Origin of the sequence: Flavobacterium sp. DSR3-2 (genome assembly GCF_049896525.1) — a bacterium.
GTDB lineage: Bacteria > Bacteroidota > Bacteroidia > Flavobacteriales > Flavobacteriaceae > Flavobacterium.
This window is the reverse complement of sequence record NZ_JAFCUM010000002.1, coordinates 459,623-478,876: the sequence shown is the minus strand read 5'-3', so window position 1 is coordinate 478,876 and position 19,254 is coordinate 459,623. Positions and strand designations below refer to the sequence as shown.

Annotated in this window: 15 protein-coding genes and 4 tRNA genes; 1 reads left to right on the top strand and 18 read right to left on the bottom strand. The window is 35.1% G+C overall.

The genetic code is table 11. The features are described 5' to 3' along the window. The 18 genes from rpoC to ACP7AV_RS05540 form a co-directional block, all read right to left on the bottom strand. On the bottom strand, nt 1-4,314 hold the full coding sequence (gene rpoC / locus ACP7AV_RS05625; RefSeq protein WP_426064044.1) for a DNA-directed RNA polymerase subunit beta': 4,314 nt from the start codon (nt 4,312-4,314) through the stop codon (nt 1-3). A gap of 299 nt (nt 4,315-4,613) precedes the next feature. Then, nucleotides 4,614-8,426, bottom strand: a complete 3,813-nt coding sequence (rpoB, locus tag ACP7AV_RS05620; protein ID WP_426091092.1) for a DNA-directed RNA polymerase subunit beta — start codon at nt 8,424-8,426, stop codon at nt 4,614-4,616. A 276-nt stretch (nt 8,427-8,702) separates the two neighbouring features. Continuing rightward, nucleotides 8,703-9,071, bottom strand: coding sequence for a 50S ribosomal protein L7/L12 (gene rplL / locus ACP7AV_RS05615; protein WP_091202326.1), 369 nt, complete (start codon nt 9,069-9,071; stop codon nt 8,703-8,705). A gap of 90 nt (nt 9,072-9,161) precedes the next feature. After that, complete coding sequence (rplJ, locus tag ACP7AV_RS05610; protein WP_091202327.1) at nt 9,162-9,674, bottom strand: 50S ribosomal protein L10; 513 nt, start codon at nt 9,672-9,674, stop codon at nt 9,162-9,164. A gap of 22 nt (nt 9,675-9,696) precedes the next feature. Then, the gene (gene rplA / locus ACP7AV_RS05605; protein ID WP_091202328.1) at nt 9,697-10,386 is read right to left on the bottom strand and encodes a 50S ribosomal protein L1; all 690 of its coding nucleotides are present in this window, start codon (nt 10,384-10,386) and stop codon (nt 9,697-9,699) included. Nucleotides 10,387-10,399: 13 nt separating this feature from the next. Continuing rightward, entirely contained in the window at nt 10,400-10,837 is a 438-nt protein-coding gene (gene rplK / locus ACP7AV_RS05600) for a 50S ribosomal protein L11 (RefSeq protein ID WP_035639405.1), read from the bottom strand. 68 nt (nt 10,838-10,905) lie between these two features. Further along, nucleotides 10,906-11,457 (bottom strand): transcription termination/antitermination protein NusG, encoded by a 552-nt coding sequence (gene nusG / locus ACP7AV_RS05595; RefSeq protein ID WP_426064046.1) that lies wholly within the window; start codon nt 11,455-11,457, stop codon nt 10,906-10,908. Nucleotides 11,458-11,467: 10 nt separating this feature from the next. Continuing rightward, entirely contained in the window at nt 11,468-11,665 is a 198-nt protein-coding gene (secE, locus tag ACP7AV_RS05590; protein WP_091202330.1) for a preprotein translocase subunit SecE, read from the bottom strand. A gap of 17 nt (nt 11,666-11,682) precedes the next feature. Further along, nucleotides 11,683-11,753 (bottom strand) — tRNA-Trp (locus tag ACP7AV_RS05585). A 63-nt stretch (nt 11,754-11,816) separates the two neighbouring features. Then, nucleotides 11,817-13,004 carry an elongation factor Tu gene (gene tuf / locus ACP7AV_RS05580; protein WP_091202331.1) on the bottom strand — a complete coding sequence of 396 codons (1,188 nt, stop codon included), beginning with the start codon at nt 13,002-13,004 and terminating at the stop codon, nt 11,817-11,819. 54 nt (nt 13,005-13,058) lie between these two features. Then, nucleotides 13,059-13,130 (bottom strand) — tRNA-Thr (locus ACP7AV_RS05575). 78 nt (nt 13,131-13,208) lie between these two features. Next, a tRNA-Tyr gene (locus tag ACP7AV_RS05570) sits at nt 13,209-13,289 on the bottom strand. Nucleotides 13,290-13,322: 33 nt separating this feature from the next. Further along, nucleotides 13,323-13,396 (bottom strand) — tRNA-Thr (locus ACP7AV_RS05565). Between the two features lie 90 nt (nt 13,397-13,486). Further along, nucleotides 13,487-13,789, bottom strand: coding sequence for a ribosome hibernation-promoting factor, HPF/YfiA family (gene hpf, locus ACP7AV_RS05560; protein WP_426064047.1), 303 nt, complete (start codon nt 13,787-13,789; stop codon nt 13,487-13,489). Between the two features lie 30 nt (nt 13,790-13,819). Then, a complete protein-coding gene (locus ACP7AV_RS05555) occupies nt 13,820-14,716 on the bottom strand; it encodes a tyrosine-type recombinase/integrase (RefSeq protein ID WP_426091091.1) in 897 nt (298 codons plus the stop codon). Between the two features lie 67 nt (nt 14,717-14,783). Then, entirely contained in the window at nt 14,784-14,978 is a 195-nt protein-coding gene (gene rpsU / locus ACP7AV_RS05550; protein ID WP_035670421.1) for a 30S ribosomal protein S21, read from the bottom strand. Between the two features lie 324 nt (nt 14,979-15,302). Next, the gene (locus tag ACP7AV_RS05545; RefSeq protein ID WP_426064049.1) at nt 15,303-16,472 is read right to left on the bottom strand and encodes an acyl-CoA dehydrogenase family protein; all 1,170 of its coding nucleotides are present in this window, start codon (nt 16,470-16,472) and stop codon (nt 15,303-15,305) included. Between the two features lie 167 nt (nt 16,473-16,639). Continuing rightward, nucleotides 16,640-17,536, bottom strand: a complete 897-nt coding sequence (locus tag ACP7AV_RS05540) for a ComEA family DNA-binding protein (protein WP_426091090.1) — start codon at nt 17,534-17,536, stop codon at nt 16,640-16,642. Between the two features lie 256 nt (nt 17,537-17,792). On the opposite strand from ACP7AV_RS05540, the gene ACP7AV_RS05535 reads away from it, so the two are divergent. Next, a complete protein-coding gene (locus ACP7AV_RS05535) occupies nt 17,793-19,244 on the top strand; it encodes an amino acid permease (protein WP_426064051.1) in 1,452 nt (483 codons plus the stop codon). Nucleotides 19,245-19,254 lie beyond the last annotated feature (10 nt).

Genomic DNA, 19,254 nt, shown 5'->3' with positions numbered 1-19,254 from the left:
TTAATAAATATATTCTTCTTTGTTAGCCATCATGTCATTGTAATCTTCTTTCGAACCTACAATTGTATTGTCATATTCTCTCATACCCGTTCCGGCAGGGATTCTATGTCCTACAATTACATTCTCTTTCAATCCTTCTAAGTAATCGATTTTACCTGCAACAGCAGCTTCATTCAATACTTTAGTGGTTTCTTGGAAAGATGCAGCAGAAATAAACGATTTAGTTTGAAGCGACGCTCTTGTAATACCTTGTAAAACTGGTGTTGCTGTTGCAGTAACAACATCACGAGCCACGACAAGATTTTTATCTGTACGTTTCAATAAAGAATTTTCATCACGCAACTCACGAGGCGTAATAATTTGTCCTTCTTTTAATGCACTAGAATCTCCAGCATCTTCAACCACTTTCATACCGTATAATTTATCATTTTGAACAATAAAATCTTTAGTATGAATCAATTGATCTTCTAAGAATAAAGTATCGCCTGGATCTTGTACTCTTACTTTACGCATCATTTGACGTATTACTACTTCAAAGTGTTTGTCGTTGATTTTCACCCCTTGTAAACGGTAAACTTCTTGAATTTCATTTACCAAATACTGTTGAACAGCTGCTGGTCCTTGAATTCTTAAAATATCATCCGGAGTAATTGCACCGTCAGATAACGGCACCCCGGCTCTTACGAAGTCATTTTCCTGAACTAGAATTTGGCTTGATAATTTAACCAAGTATTTTCTAACATCACCAAATTTAGATTCGATAACAATCTCACGGTTACCTCTTTTGATTTTTCCAAAAGAAACGACACCATCAATTTCAGAAACTACAGCTGGGTTTGAAGGATTACGAGCTTCTAACAACTCTGTAATTCTAGGTAAACCTCCAGTAATATCTCCTGATTTAGAAGAACGACGAGGAATTTTTACCAATACTTTACCTGCTTTAATTTTCTCACCGTTTTCAACCATCAAGTGGGCTCCAACTGGTAAGTTATAAGAACGAATCAATTCATTGTCTTTACCGTAAACCAATAAAGTCGGAATTAATTTTTTAGCTCTGGATTCAGAAATTACTTTTTCTTGGAAACCAGTTTGCTCATCAATTTCAACCATGAATGATTGACCTTGCTCTAATTCTTCGTAAGCAATTTTCCCGGTAAATTCAGAAACGATAACTCCATTATAAGGATCCCATTTACAAATCACATCTCCTTTAACTACAGATTGTCCGTCTTTAACAAAGATACTAGAACCGTAAGGAATGTTATTAGTACTTAATAAGATACCTGTTCTTTCATCGATTAATTTCAACTCAGTAGAACGAGATACTACAATATCAACTGCATTACCTTCACTATCTTCTCCTTTTACTGTTTTTAAATCTTCAATTTCCAGTTTACCATTAAATTTGGTAACAATACTAGATTCTTCAGAAATACCACCCGCAACCCCACCAACGTGGAATGTACGTAACGTCAACTGTGTTCCAGGCTCTCCAATCGATTGTGCTGCAATTACACCAACTGCTTCACCTCTTTGTGTCATTTTACCAGTAGCTAAATTTCTACCGTAACATTTTGCACAAATACCTTTTAACGCTTCACAAGTTAACGGAGAACGAACTTCTACTTTTTCGATAGGAGAAGCATCAATTGCTTTCATTATAACTTCTGTGATTTGCTCACCGGAACGAATTATAATTTCACTGTTCAAAGGATTAACTAAATCTTGTAGAACTACACGTCCTAAAATTCTTTCTCCTAAAGTTTCAACTATTTCCTCATTCTTTTTCAATGCCGATACTTCAACACCTCTAAGTGTACCACAATCATCGATATTAACGATAACATCTTGAGATACATCATGCAATCTTCTTGTTAAATATCCTGCATCGGCCGTTTTCAAAGCCGTATCGGCAAGACCTTTACGAGCTCCGTGAGTAGAAATAAAGTACTCAAGGATAGAAAGACCTTCTTTAAAGTTAGAAAGAATTGGGTTTTCAATAATTTCACCACCACCAGCAGTAGATTTTTTTGGCTTAGCCATCAAACCACGCATACCGGTTAACTGACGAATTTGTTCTTTGGAACCCCTTGCTCCAGAATCAAGCATCATATACACTGAGTTAAAACCTTGTTGGTCTTCTCTAATGTTTTTCATTGCTAACTCTGTCAATTGAGCATTTGCTGAAGTCCATACATCAATAACTTGGTTGTAACGTTCGTTATTGGTAATAAGACCCATGTTATAATTCGCAGAAATACCTTGAACTTGTTCTCTGGCGTCTGCAATTAATTTAGGTTTTTGATCTGGAATTCTAATATCACCAAGAGAGAATGACAATCCACCTTTGAAAGCAAATTTATAACCCATGTCTTTCATATTATCCAAGAAAGCCGCAGTTGTAGGTACATCGGTAGCGCTTAAAACGTGTCCGATAATATCTCTAAGGTTTTTCTTAGTCAATACATCATTGATATATCCAGCTGCTTCCGGTACTACTTCATTAAATAATACACGACCTGCAGTTGTTTTAATAATCTGGTAAACTAAATCACCAGCTTCATTAAAATGTTTTGCTCTAATTTTTACAGAAGCATTCAATTCTAATCTACCTTCATTCAAAGCAATATTTACTTCTTCAGCAGAATAAAAAGTGATTCCTTCTCCTAAAATCTTAAGCTCAGGAGTTGACAAACGTTCTTTGGTCATATAATATAGACCTAGAACCATATCCTGAGAAGGTACCGTAATTGGAGCGCCATTTGCAGGATTCAGAATATTGTGAGAACCCAACATTAATAGTTGCGCTTCCAAAATAGCTTCTGGTCCTAAAGGCAAGTGAACTGCCATCTGATCCCCATCAAAATCCGCATTAAATGCTGTACAAACTAAAGGGTGCAATTGGATTGCTTTTCCTTCAATTAATTTTGGTTGGAATGCTTGAATACCTAATCTGTGCAAAGTAGGAGCACGATTCAGCAATATTGGGTGACCTTTGATTACATTTTCAAGGATATCCCAAACTACAGGCTCTTTCTTATCTATTATTTTTTTAGCTGATTTTACAGTTTTTACGATTCCTCTTTCTATCAATTTACGGATAACGAAAGGTTTGTATAATTCTGCTGCCATATCTTTTGGGATACCACATTCAGATAATTTCAATTCAGGTCCAACAACAATTACCGAACGAGCAGAATAATCCACACGTTTTCCAAGTAAATTTTGACGGAAACGTCCTTGTTTACCTTTGAGGGAATCAGATAATGATTTTAATGGTCTGTTAGATTCTGTTTTTACTGCAGAAGCTTTACGCGTATTATCGAAAAGTGAATCTACAGATTCCTGCAACATACGTTTCTCATTTCTTAAGATAACTTCTGGAGCTTTGATCTCCATTAATCTTTTCAAACGGTTGTTACGTATGATCACACGACGGTATAAATCATTTAAATCTGAAGTTGCAAAACGACCACCATCAAGTGGAACAAGCGGACGTAATTCTGGTGGAATAACCGGTACCACTTTCATAATCATCCATTCCGGACGATTCTCACGGTTCAAGTTAGACTCACGGAAAGATTCAACAACTTGCAATCTTTTCAGCGCTTCAGTTTTACGTTGTTTAGACGTTTCATTGTTAGCATTGTGTCTCAATTGATAAGACAATGCATCAAGATCAATTCTTGCCAATAAATCCATAATACACTCTGCTCCCATTTTGGCAACAAATTTATTAGGATCAAAATCATCAAGATACTGATTGTCAGCAGGAAGCGTATCTAAAATATTTAAATATTCTTCTTCTGTCAAAAAGTCTAATCTTTGTAATGACTCCCCTTCTGCATTTTTAGCAATACCAGCTTGGATTACTACGTATCTTTCGTAGTAAATAATCATATCTAATTTCTTAGATGGAAGACCCAGGATATAACCAATTTTGTTAGGAAGAGAACGGAAATACCAAATATGAGCAATTGGTACAACAAGATTGATGTGACCTACTCTGTCTCTACGTACTTTTTTCTCAGTAACTTCAACACCACAACGGTCACAGATGATTCCTTTGTAACGAATTCTTTTGTATTTGCCACAAGCACATTCAAAATCTTTTACTGGTCCGAAAATACGTTCACAAAAAAGTCCATCACGCTCCGGTTTGTGCGTTCTGTAGTTAATAGTTTCAGGTTTCAATACTTCACCTCTTGATTCTTTCAAAATCGATTCAGGAGAAGCAAGTCCTATTGAGATTTTATTAAACCTTTTTATAGGGTTTTTATCTTTATTGTTATTATTTCTATTATTCATCATAGCTTTTACTATTGATTTATTTGCAATTAAAAAATTAATTTTATTTCAGTCCTAAAGTCAAATGTCATAAAGTTTTTAAAGCCACGGATGACTTTAGACTTTAGACTTTCAACCTTTTGACTTAAACATGACCTCGAATTACTTCTCTAAACTTCAAATAAAAATTTTGAAGTGCTATTTACAAAACCTATTAGGTCTTGGTAAAAAATCGGAACGGTTTACGGGTATAAATCCTAAAAACTTTTATAAATGAGTAATCAGCCCCAATAAAAATTGGGACTGATTGCTTCAACTATTATTTATTCTTCTAAACGAATGTCAAGTCCAAGACCTTTCAATTCATGCATTAATACATTGAATGATTCCGGTAATCCTGGTTCTGGCATGGATTCTCCCTTAACAATTGCTTCGTAAGTTTTTGCTCTACCGATAACATCATCAGACTTCACAGTCAAGATTTCTCTTAGCGTACTTGATGCTCCATAAGCCTCAAGTGCCCAATCCTCCATCTCACCAAAACGCTGACCTCCAAATTGAGCTTTACCTCCAAGTGGTTGTTGTGTAATCAATGAGTATGGACCTATAGAACGTGCGTGCATTTTATCGTCAACCATGTGACCAAGTTTCAACATGTAGATAACTCCTACTGTTGCCGCTTGATGGAAACGCTCTCCTGTACCACCATCATATAAATATGTATGTCCAAAACGTGGTATTCCAGCTTCATCAGTCAATTCATTAATTTGATCTAAAGTTGCTCCGTCAAAAATTGGTGTAGCAAATTTTCTACCCAAGTTTTGTCCAGCCCAACCAAGTACCGTTTCATAAATTTGTCCAATGTTCATACGTGAAGGTACTCCTAATGGATTCAACACAATATCAACTGGCGTTCCATCTTCAAGGAAAGGCATGTCTTCATGACGAACGATACGAGCAACAATACCTTTGTTACCGTGACGTCCCGCCATTTTATCCCCAACTTTCAGTTTACGTTTTTTAGCAATATATACTTTCGCTAATTTCAAGATTCCTGCTGGCAATTCATCTCCAACAGTAATAGTGAATTTCTCTCTACGTAACGCACCTTGTAAATCGTTCAATTTAATTTTATAGTTATGAATCAAATCATTAACCATTTTATTAGCTGCATCATCCGCAACCCATTGACCTTTACTTAAGTGAGCGAAATCTTCAACAGCATATAGCATTTTTTGCGTGTATTTTTTACCTTTTGGTAAAACTTCCTCACCCAAATCATTCATTACACCTTGAGATGTTTTTCCGTTTACAATCAAGAACAGTTTCTCTACTAATTTGTCTTTTAATTCAACAAATTTAACTTCAAACTCCATTTCAAGTGCTCCTAAAGCATCCTTATCCTGAGTACGTTTACGTTTATCTTTAACCGCTCTTGCGAACAATTTTTTGTCTAAAACAACACCATGTAAAGAAGGAGAAGCTTTTAATGAAGCATCTTTTACATCACCTGCTTTATCCCCAAAGATTGCACGAAGCAATTTCTCTTCCGGAGTAGGATCTGATTCCCCTTTTGGAGTGATTTTTCCGATAAGAATGTCACCAGGCTTAACCTCGGCTCCAATTCTAATCATACCATTTTCATCTAGATCTTTTGTAGCTTCTTCAGAGACGTTCGGTATGTCGTTCGTTAATTCTTCGTTACCTAACTTAGTATCTCTAACTTCTAATGAATAATCATCCACGTGAATAGAGGTAAAAATATCGTCACGAACTACTTTTTCAGAAATTACAATCGCATCCTCGAAGTTGTATCCTTTCCATGGCATAAAGGCAACTTTTAGGTTTCTACCTAAAGCCAATTCACCATTTTGAGTCGCATACCCTTCTGATAATACTTGTCCAGGAACCACTCTATCCCCTTTTCTTACGATAGGTTTAAGGTTGATACTTGTACCTTGATTGGTTTTTCTAAATTTAATTAGATTATATGTTTTCTCATCTGGCTCAAAACTCACCATTCTTTCTTCTTCAGAACGATCGTATTTGATAGTGATTATATTTGCGTCTACATACTCTATAACTCCATCTCCTTCAGCATTAATCAATACTCTAGAATCAGAAGCTACTTGACGCTCTAAACCAGTTCCAACAATTGGAGCTTCAGGACGAATTAATGGTACGGCCTGACGCATCATGTTAGATCCCATCAATGCTCTATTCGCATCATCATGCTCCAAGAAAGGAATCAATGAAGCCGAGATAGAAGCAATTTGATTTGGAGCAACATCAGTGTAATCTACACGTGTTGGTTCAATTACCGGGAAATCACCTTCTTGACGCGCAATTACGTCTTCGGCAGTAATTTTTCCAGTAGCATCCATTTGGATGTTTGCTTGAGCAATCATCATTCCCTCTTCTTCTTCTGCGCTTAAGTATACCGGAGTAGAAACTAAATCTACAGTTCCGTTAGTTACTTTACGATACGGTGTTTCAATGAAACCCATTCCGTTTACTTTAGCATAAACACCAAGAGATGAAATTAAACCAATATTTGGTCCCTCTGGAGTTTCAATTGGACATAAACGTCCGTAATGCGTATAGTGAACGTCACGTACCTCAAATCCTGCTCTTTCTCTCGAAAGTCCACCTGGTCCTAGTGCAGATAATCTTCTTTTGTGCGTAATCTCAGCAAGTGGATTCGTTTGATCCATAAATTGAGACAACTGGTTTGTTCCAAAGAAAGAGTTGATAACCGATGACAATGTTTTTGCATTAATCAAATCTATTGGCGTAAACACCTCGTTATCTCTAACGTTCATTCTCTCGCGAATAGTTCTTGCCATACGCGCTAAACCAACACCAAATTGTTGAGACAATTGTTCTCCAACTGTTCTAACACGACGGTTTGATAAGTGATCAATATCATCAATCTCTGCTTTGGAGTTGATCAATTCAATCAAATATTTCACAATGGTTATGATATCTTCTTTGGTCAAGACTTGCTTTTCCATTGGAGTATCCAACCCTAATTTTTTATTTATTCTGTAACGACCTACTTCACCTAAGTTGTAACGTTGATCAGAGAAAAATAATTTATCAATGATCCCACGAGCCGTTTCTTCATCAGGCGGTTCAGCGTTACGCAGTTGTCTGTAGATATGTTCAACAGCCTCTTTTTCAGAGTTTGTTGGATCTTTTTGTAGCGTATTGTGAATGATCGCATAATCACCTTGATTTGCATCTTCTTTGTGCAACAAAATAGATTTAACGTTAGAATCAATGATTTCTTCCACATTATCTTTGTCGATAATAGTATCTCTATCAAGGATTATTTCGTTACGTTCGATAGAAACTACTTCACCAGTATCTTCATCCACAAAATCTTCATGCCATGTATTCAATACACGAGCAGCTAATTTTCTACCGATATATTTTTTAAGACCTGTCTTAGAGACTTTAATTTCTTCAGCAAGATCAAAAATTTCTAGAATATCTTTATCTCTTTCAAAACCAATTGCTCTAAAAAGAGTAGTAACCGGTAATTTTTTCTTTCTATCGATATAAGCATACATTACGCTATTAATATCTGTAGAAAATTCTATCCAAGAACCTTTAAAAGGAATTACTCTGGCAGAATACAATTTTGTACCATTTGCATGGAATGATTGACCAAAGAATACACCTGGAGATCTGTGTAATTGAGAAACAACTACACGCTCAGCACCATTAATAACAAATGTACCACTTGGTGTCATATAAGGAATTGTACCAAGATAAACATCTTGAACAATAGTTTCAAAATCCTCATGTTCTGGATCCGTACAATATAATTTTAGCCTTGCTTTTAAAGGCACACTATATGTTAAACCTCTTTCTATACATTCCTGAATTGTATAACGTGGTGGATCTACAAAATAATCAAGGAATTCTAATACAAAGTTATTTCTTGTATCGGTAATTGGGAAATTTTCCATGAAGGTATTGTAAAGCCCTTCGTCGCCTCTTTCGTCAGATTTGGTTTCTAATTGAAAAAAATCTTTAAACGATTTAACCTGAACATCAAGAAAATCTGGATAATCAGGAATATTTTTTGTTGAGGCAAAATTCAATCTTTCAGTCTGATTTGTTATCATCTATGGACAAAATTTTGATTAAAAAAGTAATTTTTTTGTACAAATATGGATTTATTTATACTTTTCTTTTACTACCATTACATCTTTAAAAACCAATTTAAGATAACTACTTTCTTATTATCTGTTAATTTTTTTTCCTCGTAATGGGTAAAATAAAACTGTTTTCAAAGACCACTATGTAAATATACAAGGTAGACTTTTGTTATACGAAAAATGGTTTAGGTCATTGGGTGACTAAACCCAAGACCTAAACCTTATTCTTTAAACTGAGTTTAACTATTTTAGCTCAACAACAGCTCCAGCTTCTTCTAAAGATTTTTTAAGCCCTTCAGCTTCTTCTTTAGAAACACCTTCTTTAACATTGCTCGGTGCGCTATCAACTACATCTTTAGCTTCTTTCAAACCTAAACCTGTAAGTTCTTTAACTAATTTTACAACTGCTAATTTAGAAGAACCAGCTTCTTTCAATACAACTGTAAATTCTGTTTGAACTTCTTCAGCAGCAGCTTCACCACCACCTGAAACTACTACAGCTGCAGCAGCTGGTTCGATTCCGTACTCATCTTTTAATATTGTTGCTAATTCGTTAACTTCTTTTACTGTCAGGTTAACTAATTGTTCTGCGAATTGTTTCAAATCTGCCATTTTTTCTATCGTTTTAAAATGATTTGTAAAAATATAATTTATTTATTGTGCGCGTTTTTTAAATAAAATTAGAGTAAAACTCTATTTTTATTATGCTTCTACTTCTTCTGTGGCCTCTTCGCTTTTTGCGAATTGGTTTTGAAGAGCAGAAATAACTCTTTGTGCTGGTGACTGCAATAATCCAATAAGTTCGCCGATAAGCTCTTCTTTAGACTTGATAGTTGCTAACGCATCTAATTGATCATCTCCAATATAAATTTCAGAGTTAATATAAGCTCCTTTTAATACAGGTTTAGCTGATTTTTTTCTGAAATCTTTGATAATTTTACCAGGAGCATTTGCTATCTCAGAAATGAATATAGCGCTATTACCAGTCAAAACTGAAGGTAAATCTCCATAATCATTAGCTGAAGCTTCCATAGCTTTTGCAAGCAAGGTATTTTTAACTACTTCTAATTTTATACCTGCTTTAAAGCAAGCTCTTCTCAAGTTTGAAGTTGATTCTGCATTCATTCCAGAAATATCAGATACATAAACAATGTTTGTACCAGCTAACTGTGCAGTTAAAACTTCAATCGCGATTGATTTTTCTTCTCTAGTCATACTAAAAATTTTTAACTACCAATTATACTGCTTTAGGATCCAATGCAATTGCAGGACTCATAGTGCTCGTTAGGTAAATACTTTTAATGTACGTTCCTTTAGCAGCAGTTGGCTTAAGTTTGATTAATGTTTGAATAATTTCGTGCGCATTGTCAACGATTTGCTCGATTCCAAAAGAAATTTTACCAATTCCTGCATGCACAATACCAGTTTTATCAACTTTAAAGTCAATTTTACCAGCTTTAACCTCTTGAACAGCTTTTGCAACATCCATAGTTACAGTACCTGTTTTAGGGTTTGGCATTAAACCTCTAGGTCCTAATATACGACCTAATGGACCTAATTTACCCATAACAGAAGGCATAGTGATGATAACATCAACATCTGTCCAACCGTCTTTAATTTTTTGCAAATAATCGTCAAGACCTACATAGTCTGCACCAGCTGCTAAAGCTTCCGCTTCTTTATCTGGAGTAACTAATGCTAACACTTTAACGTCTTTACCAGTTCCGTGAGGTAATGTTACCACACCTCTAACCATTTGATTCGCTTTTCTTGGATCTACACCCAAACGTACTGCGATATCAACAGACTCATCAAATTTTGCAGAAGCAACTACTTTTATTAATGCCGCAGCATCTTTAAGAGAATATAGTTTGTTCTTTTCAATTTTTGAAGCAGCCTCTTTTTGCTTTTTTGTCAATTTTGCCATGTCTTTCTCTTAATTAAAAAGGAGAATCTCCTGATACAGTTATACCCATAGACCTAGCAGTTCCAGCAATCATGCTCATAGCAGATTCGATTGTGAATGCATTTAAATCTACCATTTTATCTTCAGCAATTGCTTTGATAACGTCCCAAGTAACGCTTGCTACTTTTTTACGATTTGGTTCACCTGATCCTGACTTTAGCTTTGCAGCTTCCAATAACTGGACAGCAGCTGGAGGAGTTTTTACAACAAAATCAAATGATTTGTCTTTATACACAGTTATTTGTACTGGGCATATTTTGCCGGGTTTATCTTGAGTTCTAGCATTAAATTGCTTACAGAATTCCATGATGTTTACCCCAGCAGCTCCTAAAGCAGGTCCAACCGGTGGCGACGGATTCGCAGCACCTCCCTTAACTTGTAGTTTAACTACCTTACTAATTTCTTTAGCCATTTTTTAAAAAATTTAACACTACAATCAGTGGAAGCGATTGTAATGGATATTATAGATGTAACAAAAAATTATACTTTTTCAACTTGCATAAAACTCAACTCTAATGGTGTTTTTCTTCCGAAAATCTTGACCATTACTTCTAGCTTACGCTTTTCTTCATTAATTTTTTCAACAGTACCGTTAAATCCATTAAAAGGCCCATCAACAACCTTAATCGTCTCACCGATATTGAAAGGGATTGAACGTGTGTCTGTATTTACAGCCAACTCATCAACTTTACCTAACATTCTGTTTACTTCAGAAATTCTCAAAGGAACAGGTTCTCCACCTTTTATTTCACCTAAAAAACCAATAACACTTGTTATAGACTTGATAATATGCGGTATTTCACCAATAAGATTCGCTTCAATCATAACATAACCAGGAAAATAAACTTTATCTTTTACGATTTTTTTTCCTTCTTTCACAGTAACGACTTTTTCAGTAGGAACTAAAACCTGCGAAACGTAATCTTCCATCCCCAATCTTGCGATTTCAGTTTCGATGTATGCTTTCACTTTATTCTCTTGTCCACTTACTGCCCTAACGACATACCACTTTTTAACATTATTATCTGCCATAATAAAAAGATTAAGCTTTTATCCAGTTAAAAAATCCAGCTAAAGCTTTTGCGAAAATTTCATCTACACCCCATGTTGCCAAGGCGAATAATACTGAAAAAACAGCAACAACAATCGTTAGACGTTGCACCTCAGGCCAAGCAGGCCAAGTTACATTTGACTTTAATTCCTCAAATGCTTCCGATAAGTAATTAACAACTTTTGTCATTATGATTTATTTTTTTGCACGGGCGGAGGGATTCGAACCCCCATCAACGGTTTTGGAGACCGCTATTCTACCCTTGAACTACGCCCGTTAGTTAAAAGCCAGCGATTTTTCAGTTATGAAAATCAACTGGCTTTATATTTTTTTTGAGATATTATCCTACAATCTCAGTTACTTGTCCAGCACCTACAGTTCTACCACCTTCACGGATAGCGAAACGTAAACCAACGCTCATTGCGATTGGGCTTAACAAAGCAACATTGATAGTTAAGTTATCTCCTGGCATTACCATCTCTACACCTTCTGGTAAAGTAATAACTCCTGTTACGTCAGTTGTACGTACGTAAAACTGTGGACGGTAGTTATTATGAAATGGCGTATGACGACCACCCTCTTCTTTTTTCAAGATATATACCTCAGCTTTGAAAGTAGCGTGTGGCTTAACTGAACCTGGCTTAATGATAACCATTCCTCTTTTGATAGATTCTTTATCAACACCACGTAACAATAAACCTACGTTATCTCCTGCTTCACCTCTATCAAGAATTTTACGGAACATCTCAACTCCAGTAATAGTAGAAGTCAATTTTTCAGCTCCCATACCAATGATTTCAACAGCATCACCTGTATTAGCAATTCCAGTCTCGATACGACCTGTAGCAACAGTTCCACGACCAGTAATTGTAAATACATCTTCAACCGGCATCAAAAATGGTTTTGCTGTATCACGAATTGGTTCTTCAATCCATGAATCACAAGCGGCCATTAATTCAATAATTTTTGGTACCCAAGTTGGATCACTATTCAATCCTCCAAGAGCAGACCCTTGAATAACTGGACAATTATCTCCATCATATTCATAGAAAGACAATAAGTCTCTAATTTCCATTTCAACAAGTTCCAATAATTCTTCGTCATCAACCATATCCACTTTATTCATGAATACTACCATTCTAGGAATACCTACTTGGCGACCTAAAAGAATGTGTTCACGTGTCTGTGGCATTGGCCCATCAGTAGCAGCTACAACAAGAATAGCACCGTCCATTTGAGCAGCACCAGTAACCATGTTTTTTACGTAATCCGCGTGACCAGGACAGTCAACGTGAGCGTAATGACGGTTTGCAGTTTCGTACTCAACGTGAGATGTGTTAATTGTAATACCTCTTTCTTTTTCTTCAGGTGCATTATCAATTTGATCAAATGATTTTGCTTGACAGTAACCAGCATCAGATAATACTTTAGTGATTGCTGCTGTTAATGTAGTTTTTCCGTGATCCACGTGCCCAATTGTACCAATGTTTAAGTGGGGCTTGTTACGGTTAAAGGTTTCCTTTGCCATTTTACTTAATTTTTAATCTTAGTTATATATTAATTTCTATTTCCTACTTACTTGAGCCAATGTCGGGAATTGAACCCGAGACCTCTTCCTTACCAAGGAAGCACTCTACCCCTGAGCTACACCGGCAGAGAATTCCGTTTAAACTATAAATGTTGAATTTTAAATTAATTTAAAAATATAATTCAACAATTAAGAGAGTACTAGTGGGGAGAGCAGGATTCGAACCTGCGAAGTTCACACAGCAGATTTACAGTCTGCCCTCGTTGGCCGCTTGAGTATCTCCCCTACTTTTTCTATCATCAAACCTTTACAGTCCTGAGCCGGCGGAGGGACTCGAACCCACGACCTGCTGATTACAAATCAGCTGCTCTAGCCAACTGAGCTACGCTGGCGAATCAATAAAAAAAGTCCGCTATTTCTAACGGACTGCAAATGTAGAGATTTTATCTCTCAATCAAAACATTTTTTTGAAAAAATTTACATTAAACATGAGAACTTATCTTTTCTTTTCTTTTTAACAACATTCGTTCTAAAGATTCTGCCGAAAGTTCCAAAGCCTCTTCAAAAGTTTTACACTGCTTTTTTACTAAAAAATCATCTCCGGGGACATTAATTTTCACTTCCGCAATTTTATTCTCTTTATCACTTGTCTTTTCAACTTTCAAAAAAACATCCGCTGACACGACTTTGTCATAGTACTTTTCTAACTTGTCCATTCTTTCTTGAACAAAATCTACTAGCTTTTTGTCAACAGTAAAGTTAACTGCATGAACACTTACCTTCATAATCACCTTTTTTAATTGTTACACATTATATCACTTCTGTCCTCTGGGATGGGCATCTTTGTGCACATTTTTAAGTTCTGACAAACTACTATGAGTATAAACCTGAGTAGACGCGAGACTGGAATGCCCTAATAATTCTTTAACTGAATTTAAATCTGCTCCATTATTTAATAAATGTGTCGCAAAAGTATGCCTCAGTATATGAGGACTCTTTTTTACTTTTTCAGAAACAACACTAAAGTTAGAATTTATTAATCGATACACAAAAGAATCATTTAATTTTAACCCTTTTTTGGTAAGAAAAAAATAATTATTATCAACAATATCCGACAGTAAAGTTCTTTCATATAAGTATAATGAAAACTGATCTGTAATTATTGATAAAACAGGAAGAATGCGCTCTTTGTTTCGCTTTCCCAACACTTTTATAGTACCACTCGATAAATTAATATTTTCTATTTGAAGATTAATCAATTCAGCTCTTCGCATTCCTGTCGTGTAAAATAAATCAATAATAAGCTTATTCCTGACCTCTTCAAATCCTATTGTATTTTGTATTTGATCCAGAACTGCCAGCACTTCCTTTTCAGAAAAAGGAATCTGTATAACCTTGGGAGTTTTGAGCGCTTTATGTTTTAAAAGCGGACTAACTCGTATTTGTTTCGTTTTTAATAGAAACTTGTAAAACGCTTTTAAGGAAGCTATCTTTCTATTCACCGAAACATTGGATACTGAATCATCAACTAATGAAACTATCCAATTTCTAATTTGACCGTAATGAACCTGATCAATATTTTCCTGATCAAAATGGAGCCTATTAAACGATTCAAAAGAATTAATATCTTTACAATACGCCGTTATTGTATGTGAGGAATATTTTTTCTCTAAGCAGAGATAATCTCGAAATGCATCTTTATTTGTAGACATAAAAAAACCGTTAGCATCAAAGTTATAAAATTTTGATGACTAACGGTTTTTTATTTAATGGAATCGACTAACTTTCTAAGTTATCTCTCATATTTTGGATATAAGCCGCTTTTTGAATTTTGATTCTATTAGTAACTGAAGGCTTAATAAAAGCAGTACGTGCTCTTAATTGACGTACAGTTCCTGTTTTATCAAATTTTCTTTTGTAACGTTTTAACGCTCTATCGATATTTTCTCCGTCTTTAATTGGTATAATTAACATAATATAGACACCCCCTTTCTTTAAGTATGCAAAAGTAGATAAATTTTTGAATTTTTAGTTATGAATTGCTAATTTATTTTGAACGTGCTTGCAAAACATCAATTCCGTAACACGATTACGTTTTCATTTACTCTCAGGCATTCGCTGCAATCTTTTCCGTAGCGACGCACCTGTAAAGGATTTCCACTACTATTTTCGGCACAAAAAAAGAGTCAAAAAATAAATTGACTCTTTTTTTTCTTTATTAAAACCCACTTTATTGAGCCTAAAGCATCATGTTACGAAAAACTTATTCGCTTTTGATATAATTGTTTTAAGGCCAAACTACTTTACTGCAGGCTCGTAATTCTGATTATCAATAATCATTTTTCCTAAAATCTCTTTAAGAATTTCTGAAGTTCCTCCGCCTATTGGTCCTAAACGACTGTCTCTAAACAAACGTGCTAATGGATACTCCTCCATGTAACCATAACCACCTAACATTTGTAAACAGCTATAAATAGCCTCATCTGCAACTTTAGTAGATTTTAGCTTAGCCATAGTCGCCTCCTTTACCACGTATTCTCCTTTGTCTAAACGAGCGACTGCGGCGTAGTTAAAAACCTTACAATGTTCTACCTCCGTTGCATGCTCAACAAGCGTATGTCTCAATGCTTGATACTTACTGATTTTTTTTCCGAAAGCTTCTCTATGAGACATGTAATCTATTGTATAATCTATCGCATATTCTCCTCTAGCATGCGCGTTTATCGCCATAATTAAACGCTCCAAAGCAAAATGCTGCATGATATAAGGAAATCCCTTCCCCTCTTCACCCATTAAGTTTTCTGCTGGAATCTCTACGTTATCAAATGCGATTTCAGCTGTATCGGATGCTCTCCAACCTAATTTATCTAACTTGACAGCCGATATACCTTTCAAACTGGTATCCATTAAAAATATGCTGATCCCTTTATTCCCAAGTTCAGGACTAGTTTTTGCAGCAACAATATAATAGTCTGCATAAACACCGTTTGTAATAAATGTTTTGGAACCATTAATAATATATTTATTTCCTTTTTTGACGGCATTAGTGCGCATCCCCGCAACATCACTACCTCCAAAAGGCTCTGAAATACATAAAGCACCTATTTTTTTTCCCGCGATACTTGGTATTAAGTAGTCTTGTTTTATTCTTTCGTCACCTTCTGCATTCAAATGGGTCATTGCTAAATATGCATGAGCCCACATTGCAGCAGCAAAACCTGACGACTTAATTTTTTGTAATTCTTCGAGAAAAATAACAGTGTAAAATAAATCTAGATCCAGACCGCCATAAGCTTCTGGATATGCAAGACCAAAATACCCCATCTCGCCAAATTTCTCCCAAATAAAACGGTCTATCGTACCTGTTTTTTCCCATTTTTCTATATGCGGAACAACTTCTTTCTGCAAAAAGTCTTTTAAACTTTCTCTAAATGCTTGGTGTTCTTCAGTGAAATAAATTGAATTCATATATTGTATATTTTTTTAACAAATAGTATTAATTGAAACATAATGATGCGGTGATGTTTCAGTTTTTGCTTTTTTTAACAGTTAAAATAATTAGTGAATAAAAAAGTAATGCATCTATTTAAAAATGTAAAATAATACTACTTTCCATAGCTTTAAATTTGATACTTCTAATTAAAGTCCAAATATAAGCCAATTATATTTGCTTTATCAACAGGAAATCCCTTAATTTTTGTTAAATCCTCAATATTCTTAATATTTCCATTCATACTCCTGTACGTTACGATTTCCTTAGCCAACGCGTATCTAAAATAATGAAACTGTGAAAGCTCCCTCAACGAAGCGTTATTGACCTCTATTTTTTTAAATCGTGGTACTGCCAAAACTTTAAAATGCGTTATTAAATTTTCAATTACTTCAGGTGATAATCCCCAAATATCCTGCATTTGTTCCATCGAAACAAATCCTCCTAAAGTTTCTTTTTGTTTCAAAATACGAACAGAAATAGCTTCGCCAATTCCGTAAATTTTGACTAAATCTTCTTTTGTCGCCTGATTGATATCAATAATGATAATTCTTTCTTTTTTAACGAAAGCCTCATTTTGATACGCTTCGTATTCTTTAATTGTACGATTCTGTTTTTTATTATTTACCCAATCCGGAAATTTGAAATAAGGACTTATTAGGTTCAACAATGAATCCGAAATTTTGGTTACATTTTGAAATTCTTTAGCTGAATTAACGTATTTATTTTTTTTTCTGAAAGCCAGCAAACGATCTATCTCTTGAATTGCCATTCCTAATTTATACCCTTTATAATCCGTTATAAAATTCGGGTTGAAAAGGTATAATTTTGGTTTGCTGTTTTTAGAGTCAATTTTAATGGAATCCATCTGAGTTTGTAGTGAAAGCCATTTTTGTTTTTCAGGATATTCTTTACTCACGGTGCTAAAATCAATAAAGAAATAAATCAGTTGCAAAACGACGATAATTAGAAACAACAAGAAAATACTTGTGCGCTGTTCCTTTGTGAACTTAAAATAAGTTTGAATCATTTTGAAACTCATATTCTGCTGATTTATTTGATCGTTAAAATAATATACCTAAAATTATAAATAAAATTGAGATAAATCACTCTACAAATTAAAAGATTCCAATTGATAATAAATACTTTAGATAAGTCAAATCAAAAAAAAAATATACGAAATCAAAAAAAAAAAAGGCAATGCATCACTTTTTGCAACTTAAAATTCAATTATTGTTTTTATTTTTTATAAAAAACAATACATTTGGAGCTTAATAACAAACAAAACCATATAACCCATGTCAATTTGGAAAACTAAACCCCTTTCGGTATTGCTAAATGAAGCATCAGAATCTGAAAAAGGATTAAAAAGAACATTATCGTCAGGCTCTCTCGTCGCACTTGGAGTTGGAGCAATTATTGGAGCAGGATTATTTTCGTTAACAGGAATTGCAGCGGCAGAGCATGCAGGACCGGCGGTAACGCTATCTTTTATATTGGCTGCTATAGGGTGTGCCTTTGCTGGATTATGCTATGCAGAATTTGCCTCTATGATACCTGTTGCAGGTAGTGCATACACTTACTCTTACGCCACTATGGGAGAATTCATGGCGTGGATTATAGGTTGGGATCTAGTCTTAGAATATGCCTTGGGAGCAGCAACTGTGGGTGTTAGTTGGTCACGTTACCTCCTTGAGTTATTAAGCAAATATGGCGTTCATCTTAATCCTAATTTTATTTGTTCTCCGTGGGAAACTTTAACATTAGGTGACGGTACAGTGATTAACGGTGGGTATTTTAACCTTCCCGCAGTGTTAATTGTTTCGCTACTTTCCTTGTTATTAATTAGAGGAACTAAAGAATCAGCATCTATCAATAATGTTTTAGTAATTCTGAAAGTTATAGTTGTTATTATTTTTATAATTGTTGGATGGCAATTTATTGACCCGGCAAATTACGCTCCATACATTCCGCAAAACACAGGAGTTAAAGGGGAGTTTGGATGGTCTGGAATTGCAGCAGGAGCGGGAACCGTATTCTTTGCTTTTATTGGTTTTGATGCTGTTTCAACAGCAGCACAAGAAGCAAAAAATCCTCAAAAAGGAATGCCGATTGGAATCTTAGGATCACTCGTTATATGTACAATCTTGTACGTGCTGTTTGCTCACGTTATGACTGGACTTGTGCCTTATTATAAATTTGCTAACGATGCAAAACCAGCTGCGACTGCTTTTGCTGTAACAGGTTATGATTTTCTTCAAACTGGACTAATTGTTGCTATTTTAGCCGGATATACTTCCGTAATGTTGGTGATGTTGATGGGACAAAGTCGTGTTTTTTACACCATGAGTAATGATGGTTTATTACCCCCTTTCTTTAGTGAAATTCACAAGAAATTCAGAACTCCATGGAAAACAAATCTTTTCTTTATGGTTTTTGTCAGTTTATTTGCCGGTTTAGTTCCCGTAAGTGATTTAGGACACATGGTAAGTATCGGAACCTTATTAGCTTTTGTATTAGTGTGTATTGGTATTTTGGTAATGAGAAAAAAAATGCCAGATGCCCCTAGAGCTTTCAAAACGCCTTTTGTGCCTTATGTACCTGTAGCCGGTGTTTTGGTTTGTCTGTACTTGATGTATTCGCTTCCTTATGAAAGTTGGATCCGATTAGTATTATGGATGGCATTAGGTGTTATTATCTATTTTATTTACGGAAAGAAAAAAAGTAAGTTGAACAATCCTGAGAAGTAGATTGATATCA

Excerpts from the sequence above, each read along its gene's own strand:
- rpoC (WP_426064044.1), bottom strand. The coding sequence starts at position 4,314 with ATGATGAATAATAGAAATAATAACAATAAAGATAAAAACCCTATAAAA.
- rpoB (WP_426091092.1), bottom strand. The coding sequence starts at position 8,426 with ATGATAACAAATCAGACTGAAAGATTGAATTTTGCCTCAACAAAAAAT.
- rplL (WP_091202326.1), bottom strand. The coding sequence starts at position 9,071 with ATGGCAGATTTGAAACAATTCGCAGAACAATTAGTTAACCTGACAGTA.
- rplJ (WP_091202327.1), bottom strand. The coding sequence starts at position 9,674 with ATGACTAGAGAAGAAAAATCAATCGCGATTGAAGTTTTAACTGCACAG.
- rplA (WP_091202328.1), bottom strand. The coding sequence starts at position 10,386 with ATGGCAAAATTGACAAAAAAGCAAAAAGAGGCTGCTTCAAAAATTGAA.
- rplK (WP_035639405.1), bottom strand. The coding sequence starts at position 10,837 with ATGGCTAAAGAAATTAGTAAGGTAGTTAAACTACAAGTTAAGGGAGGT.
- nusG (WP_426064046.1), bottom strand. The coding sequence starts at position 11,457 with ATGGCAGATAATAATGTTAAAAAGTGGTATGTCGTTAGGGCAGTAAGT.
- secE (WP_091202330.1), bottom strand. The coding sequence starts at position 11,665 with ATGACAAAAGTTGTTAATTACTTATCGGAAGCATTTGAGGAATTAAAG.
- tuf (WP_091202331.1), bottom strand. The coding sequence starts at position 13,004 with ATGGCAAAGGAAACCTTTAACCGTAACAAGCCCCACTTAAACATTGGT.
- hpf (WP_426064047.1), bottom strand. The coding sequence starts at position 13,789 with ATGAAGGTAAGTGTTCATGCAGTTAACTTTACTGTTGACAAAAAGCTA.
- ACP7AV_RS05555 (WP_426091091.1), bottom strand. The coding sequence starts at position 14,716 with ATGTCTACAAATAAAGATGCATTTCGAGATTATCTCTGCTTAGAGAAA.
- rpsU (WP_035670421.1), bottom strand. The coding sequence starts at position 14,978 with ATGTTAATTATACCAATTAAAGACGGAGAAAATATCGATAGAGCGTTA.
- ACP7AV_RS05545 (WP_426064049.1), bottom strand. The coding sequence starts at position 16,472 with ATGAATTCAATTTATTTCACTGAAGAACACCAAGCATTTAGAGAAAGT.
- ACP7AV_RS05540 (WP_426091090.1), bottom strand. The coding sequence starts at position 17,536 with ATGAGTTTCAAAATGATTCAAACTTATTTTAAGTTCACAAAGGAACAG.
- ACP7AV_RS05535 (WP_426064051.1), top strand. The coding sequence starts at position 17,793 with ATGTCAATTTGGAAAACTAAACCCCTTTCGGTATTGCTAAATGAAGCA.